Annotated in this window: 5 protein-coding genes and 1 tRNA gene; 3 read left to right on the top strand and 3 right to left on the bottom strand. The window is 62.0% G+C overall.

What is annotated here, in order from left to right; all coding sequences use genetic code 11:
* Nucleotides 1–68 precede the first annotated feature (68 nt).
* Nucleotides 69–153: transfer RNA gene (locus tag RMO23_RS11555), tRNA-Leu, on the bottom strand.
* A 39-nt stretch (nucleotides 154–192) separates the two neighbouring features.
* On the opposite strand from RMO23_RS11555, the gene cysM reads away from it, so the two are divergent.
* The 3 genes from cysM to RMO23_RS11540 all read left to right on the top strand — a co-directional run bounded on the left by cysM (nucleotide 193) and on the right by RMO23_RS11540 (nucleotide 2,015).
* On the top strand, nucleotides 193–1,095 hold the full coding sequence (cysM, locus tag RMO23_RS11550; protein ID WP_309681597.1) for a cysteine synthase CysM: 903 nt from the start codon (nucleotides 193–195) through the stop codon (nucleotides 1,093–1,095).
* 89 nt (nucleotides 1,096–1,184) lie between these two features.
* The gene (locus tag RMO23_RS11545) at nucleotides 1,185–1,718 is read left to right on the top strand and encodes an NUDIX domain-containing protein (protein WP_309681595.1); all 534 of its coding nucleotides are present in this window, start codon (nucleotides 1,185–1,187) and stop codon (nucleotides 1,716–1,718) included.
* Nucleotides 1,719–1,787: 69 nt separating this feature from the next.
* Nucleotides 1,788–2,015 carry a sulfurtransferase TusA family protein gene (locus tag RMO23_RS11540; RefSeq protein ID WP_309681593.1) on the top strand — a complete coding sequence of 76 codons (228 nt, stop codon included), beginning with the start codon at nucleotides 1,788–1,790 and terminating at the stop codon, nucleotides 2,013–2,015.
* Nucleotides 2,016–2,029: 14 nt separating this feature from the next.
* Here the strand turns inward: RMO23_RS11540 and galU are convergent, their stop codons facing one another.
* Both galU and RMO23_RS11530 read right to left on the bottom strand, forming a co-directional pair.
* Nucleotides 2,030–2,917 (bottom strand): UTP--glucose-1-phosphate uridylyltransferase GalU, encoded by an 888-nt coding sequence (gene galU, locus RMO23_RS11535; RefSeq protein WP_309681591.1) that lies wholly within the window; start codon nucleotides 2,915–2,917, stop codon nucleotides 2,030–2,032.
* Between the two features lie 143 nt (nucleotides 2,918–3,060).
* A partial coding sequence (locus RMO23_RS11530) for a valine--tRNA ligase (RefSeq protein ID WP_309681589.1) occupies nucleotides 3,061–5,973 on the bottom strand: 2,913 nt, incomplete at its 5' end.

Here is a 5,973-nt window from a genome sequence, read left to right as displayed (position 1 = left end):
CAAAAAACCCGCGATGCCTGGCAAGCATGCGGGTTCCGAGGGGTTCTGATCCGTCTGAAATCATCAGATGGTGCCCGGGGCCGGAATCGAACCGGCACGCCTTTCGGCGGGGGATTTTGAGTCCCCTGCGTCTACCAATTTCACCACCCGGGCCGCGAGGAGCGAAGCCATAAATTATGGCACAGTGGAGGGATGAACTATCCAACCATTGAAGATTCGATTGGCAAAACCCCGCTGGTCGCCTTGCAGCGCATTGCTGCCGCTGAAAACGCCGCGCGCGGCAATGTGATTCTGGGCAAACTCGAGGGTAACAACCCGGCCGGATCGGTCAAAGACCGGCCGGCGCTGGCCATGATCAAGCGCGCCGAACAGCGCGGCGAGATCAAGCCGGGCGACACCCTGATCGAGGCGACCTCGGGCAACACCGGCATCGCGCTGGCGATGGCGGCGGCGATCAAGGGCTACCGCATGCTGCTGATCATGCCGGAGGACCTGAGCATTGAGCGGGCCCAGACCATGAAGGCTTTTGGCGCCGAACTGCTGCTGACACCCAAGAGCGGCGGCATGGAACACGCGCGCGACCTGGCCGAGCAGATGCAAAAAGACGGCAAGGGCCGGGTGCTGGACCAGTTTGCCAACATGGACAACCCGCGCATCCACTACGAGACCACCGGCCCCGAAATATGGACCGATACCGCCGGCCGGGTGACCCATTTTGTCAGCGCCATGGGCACGACCGGCACCATTACCGGCGTGTCGCGCTACCTGAAAGAGAAAAACCCGGCGATCCGGATTATCGGGGCGCAGCCGAGCGAAGGCTCGCGCATTCCCGGCATCCGCAAGTGGCCGCAAGAGTACCTGCCCAAGATTTATGACCCCAGCCATGTTGATGAACTGGTGCTGGTCAGCCAGGGCGATGCCGAAGACATGTGCCGCCGGCTGGCGCGCGAGGAAGGCATTTTCGCCGGCATCTCGGCGGCGGGTGCCTGCTGGGTAGCGCAGGAAATCGCCAAAACCGTTGAAAACGCCGTGATTGTCTTCGTCGTTTGCGACCGCGGCGACCGCTACCTCTCCACCGGCGTGTTTCCGGCCTGATTTGTCATGAAATACGCAGCTAGCCCATATATTGCATGGGTAGTGTGCTATAAAAATAATAGCAATTTGGCGCTCCAACAGTCTTCACCATGACCCACGAATACCGGTTTTGCCCGAGTTGCGCCGCGCCGCTGGCCCTCATCTCGCAGATGGAAGATGGCGGCGACAAGACCCGCCTGCGCTGCGCGGCCTGCGGCTACACCCACTGGAACAATCCGACGCCGGTGCTGGCGGCGGTGATTGAGTACCAGGGCCGGATTCTGCTGGCGCGCAATGCCGCCTGGCCCGGCAAGATGTTTGCGCTGATCACCGGCTTCATGGAGGCAGGCGAAACGCCCGAGGGCGGCATAGCGCGCGAGATCAAGGAAGAAACCAGCCTGGACACCTCCGCGCTGAGCCTGATTGGCGTCTACGACTTTCAGCGCATGAACCAGATCATCATCGCCTACCACGCGGTGTGCAGCGGCGAGGTCAGGCTGTCGCCCGAACTGGTCGACTACCGGCTGTACGACCTTGACCAGATCAAGTGCTGGCCGGCCGGCACCGGTTACGCGCTGGCTGACTGGCTGCGCACACGCGGCCATGAGCCGGAGTTTGTCGAGTGGGCCAAAAAACCTGAATGACAGCGACAAGGTGCCCGACCCTGGCAGCCGTTTGTTAATGCTTAAAATAGCGGCAACCCAAGGATTTGCATGAAAATCGACAAAGAACTCGACACCCGCGGCCTGAACTGCCCGCTGCCCATTCTGAAAGCCAAAAAAGCGCTGGCAGAAATGCACACCGGCCAGTTGCTGCGCGTGGTGTCCACCGATGCCGGCTCCACCCGTGACTTTCAGGCCTTTGCCAAGCAGACCGGCAACGACCTGGTGGAGCAGCAGACCCAGGGCGCCGACTTCATTCACGTGCTCAAGCGCCGCTGAGCTTTCAGCGCGGCTTATTCGAACTTGAGCCGGCTCAGGTAGTCGCGAAAGTGCTGGCCGACTTCGGGATGCTGCAGCGCCAGTTCCACGGTGGCCTCCAGAAAACCTTCCTTGCTGCCGCAGTCGTAGCGCTTGCCCTGGTACTGCAGGGCATACACGGTTTCCTCGCCCAGCAGGCTTGAGATGCCGTCGGTCAGCTGCAGCTCGCCGCCCACGCCGGCGGTCTGGCGCCGGATATGCCCAAAAATCGCCGGTGTCAGGATGTAGCGCCCGGCCACACCCATGCGCGACGGCGCCACCTCGGGGGCCGGTTTTTCGACAATCTTTTTCACCTTCATCAGCCCGGGGCTGACCGCCTCCGCCGCCACGATGCCGTAGCGCCGGGTCTGGTCCAGCGGCACTTCCTGCACCGCCAGAATCGACTGCTGCAGCTGCGCAAATTGCGCCGCCATCTGGGCCAGCACCGGCTGGCCGTCTGGCGCGCCCACCATCAGGTCGTCGGCCAGCAGCACGGCAAATGCCTCGTTGCCGACCAGGTGTTCGGCGCACAGCACCGCATGGCCCAGGCCCAGCGAGCGCGGCTGCCGCACATACGAAAAATTCATGTCCTCGGGCTGCACCGAGCGCACCAGCGCCAGCAAGGCGTGCTTTTCGGCGACTTCCAGCTCGTTTTCCAGCTCGTAGGCGGTGTCGAAGTGATCCTCGATGGCCCGCTTGTTGCGCCCGGTCACGAAAATCATGTGGCGTATGCCGGCCGCATAGGCTTCTTCCACCGCGTACTGGATCAGCGGCTTGTCGACCACCGGCAGCATTTCCTTGGGCTGGGCCTTGGTGGCCGGCAAGAAACGGGTGCCCAGTCCGGCGACGGGAAAGACGGCTTTGTTGAGGGTGAGTTTTGGCATGGAGTTCGGCTAAAAGAGAATATTCAAGTGTTGCACGCCGGACGTCAAAAATCCGTCAGACGACAGCCCGAGCTGATGTGTGGCGAGGAGGGCGCCATCGGCCGGGCCGCAAAAAAACAGCATTTCGTTCCAGCCGGCCTGGCTCAGCCCGCCTCGTTCAAACGTGCCAGCTGGGTCCGGATTTTCTCCAGCGTCGCGGTGAAGTCGGCCAGGCGCTTGTACTCTTGCGCCAGCACCGCGGGCGGCACCTTGCTGACAAAAGCCTCGTTGGCCAGCTTGGCATCGACCTTGACCAGCTCGCCTTCGAGGCGGGCGGCTTCCTTGCCGAGTCGGGCTTTTTCGGCGGCCACATCGACTTCCATGTGCAGGCAAACCCTGGCCTCGCCCACCACCGCCACCGGCGCGGCCTGGGCGGCCGCGGCCCAGGCCGCCTCGTCCTCAAACATTTTGACCTCGCTGAGCTTGGCCAGTGCCTTGAGCACCGGCGCCACCCCGGTCATGAAAGCGCTGTCGCCGTGCACAAACAGCGGCAGCCGCGTCGCCGGCGACACATTCATTTCGCCGCGCAGGTTGCGGCAGGCATCGACCAGTTTTTTGAGCTTGGCCACATGCGCTTCGGCTTTTTCGTCGATTTTTTCAGGCTGGCTTTGCGGGTAGGCGGCCTGGCCGATGAGCGGCACTTTCTTGATGCCCGCCACCGGTGCCACCTTTTGCCACAGCTCTTCGGTGATGAAGGGAATCAGCGGATGCGCCAGCCGCAAGATGCCTTCCAGCGTGCGGATCAGCGTGCGGCGCGTGGCGCGCTGCTGCGACGGGTTGCCGGTCTGTATCTGCACCTTGGCAATCTCCAGATACCAGTCGCAAAATTCGTCCCAGACAAACTGGTAAATGCTGCCCGCCACGTTGTCGAGCCGGTAGTCGGCAAAGCCCTTGGCGACGTCGGCTTCCACGCGCTGCAGGGTCGATGAAATCCAGCGGTCGGCCTGCGAAAAGCTCAGGTAGTTGTGAAACTCGCCGCCGGGTGCGCACTCGGCCTTGGTGTGTTCTGCCAAACCGCAGTCCTGGCCTTCGCAATTCATCAAGGTGAAGCGCGTCGCGTTCCAGAGCTTGTTGCAGAAGTTGCGATAGCCCTCGCAGCGCTTGCTGTCAAAGTTGATGCTGCGGCCCAGGCTGGCCAGCGAGGCAAAGGTAAAACGCAGCGCGTCGGCGCCGTAGCCCGGAATGCCGGCCGGGAATTCCTTCTCGGTGCTCTTGCGCACCTGCGGCGCGGTTTCGGGCTTGCGCAGGCCTTGCGAGCGTTTGTCGAGCAGCGGTGCCAGTGCGATGCCGTCGATCAAATCGACCGGGTCCAGCACATTGCCCTCGGACTTGCTCATCTTCTTGCCATGCGAGTCCTTCACCAGGCCGTGGATGTAGACATGGTGAAACGGCACCTGGCCAGTGAAGTGCGTCGTCATCATGATCATCCGGGCAACCCAGAAAAAGATGATGTCGTAGCCGGTGACCAGCACGCTGGACGGCAAAAACAGATCCAGCTCCTGGGTCTTTTCGGGCCAGCCCAGGGACGAGAAGGGCACCAGGGCCGACGAGTACCAGGTGTCGAGCACGTCGGGGTCGCGCGTGAGTGTCTTCCCGGGCGCCTGGGCTTGCGCTGCGGCTTCATCGGTCGCCACGTAGAACTGGCCGTCTTCGTCGTACCAGGCCGGAATCTGGTGCCCCCACCAGAGCTGGCGCGAGATGCACCAGTCCTGGATGTTGCCCATCCACTGGTTGTAGGTGTTGACCCACTGCTCGGGAACGAATTTCACGGCGCCGCTGTCGACCGCGTCGATGGCTTTTTGCGCGATCGATTTGCCGGTCGGGTCCTGCTCGCTGACCTTGTTCATCGCCACAAACCACTGGTCGGTCAGCATCGGTTCAATGATTTGGCCGGTACGCGCGCATCGCGGCACCATGAGCTTGTGCCGCTTGGTCTCGACCAGCAGGCCCAGCTCTTCGAGATCCTTAACAATTTGCTTGCGAGCGTCAAAACGATCGAGACCCTGGAGATGCTGGGGAATACCGACATCAATCGCCAATGGGTGGCCCGAGCTTACTGGGCCGATTTTTCCGCCACCTTCACGCGGGGCAACGTACTTTTCCCAACCTTCGCCTGCGGCGGCCACGTAGTTGTCAATAATTTTTGCATCAAGTGTGAGCACGCTGATGATTGGTAAGTTGTGGCGTTGACCGACCGCATAGTCGTTCTGGTCATGCGCCGGTGTGACCTTCACCACACCGGTGCCGAATTCCTTATCAACATACTCGTCGGCGATCACTGGAATTTCACGGTTGCACAAAGGCAGCAGCACGCGCTTGCCTATCAAGTGCTGGTAGCGTTCGTCTTCCGGGTGCACCATCACGGCCACATCGCCGAGCATGGTTTCAGGCCGCGTGGTGGCGACCGTCAGAGAGCCTGAACCGTCGGCCAGCGGGTAGCGGATATGCCAGAGAAAGCCGTCTTCCTCCTCGCTTTCGACTTCGAGGTCGCTCACGGCCGATTTGAGCACCGGGTCCCAGTTGACCAGGCGCTTGCCGCGGTAAATCAGTCCCTGCTCATACAGCTGCACAAAGGTCGAGGTGACGACCCTGGACATCTTCGGGTCCATGGTGAAGTACTCGTGCTTCCAGGCCACCGAGTCGCCCATGCGGCGCATCTGGCGCGTGATGGTCGAGCCCGACTCTTCCTTCCACTCCCACACTTTCGCCACAAAATTCTTGCGGCCCAGGTCGTGCCGGCTCTGGCCTTCGGCTTGCAGCTTGCGCTCGACCACGATTTGCGTGGCGATGCCGGCGTGGTCGGTGCCGGGCACCCACAGCGTGTTGTGGCCCAGCATGCGGTGGTAGCGCGTCAGCGAGTCCATCACCGTCTGGTTGAAGGCGTGGCCCATGTGCAGCGTGCCGGTCACATTGGGCGGCGGCAGCTGGATCGAAAACGAGGGCTTGCCAGAGTCCAGCGTCGGCTCGTACTGGCCGCTTTGCTCCCACTGCGGGCTCCAGCGGCTTTCAATGGCGGC

Origin of the sequence: Polaromonas sp. (assembly GCF_031411155.1) — a bacterium.
Classification (GTDB): domain Bacteria; phylum Pseudomonadota; class Gammaproteobacteria; order Burkholderiales; family Burkholderiaceae_C; genus Polaromonas.
This window is presented reverse-complemented; position numbering and strand designations above follow the sequence as displayed.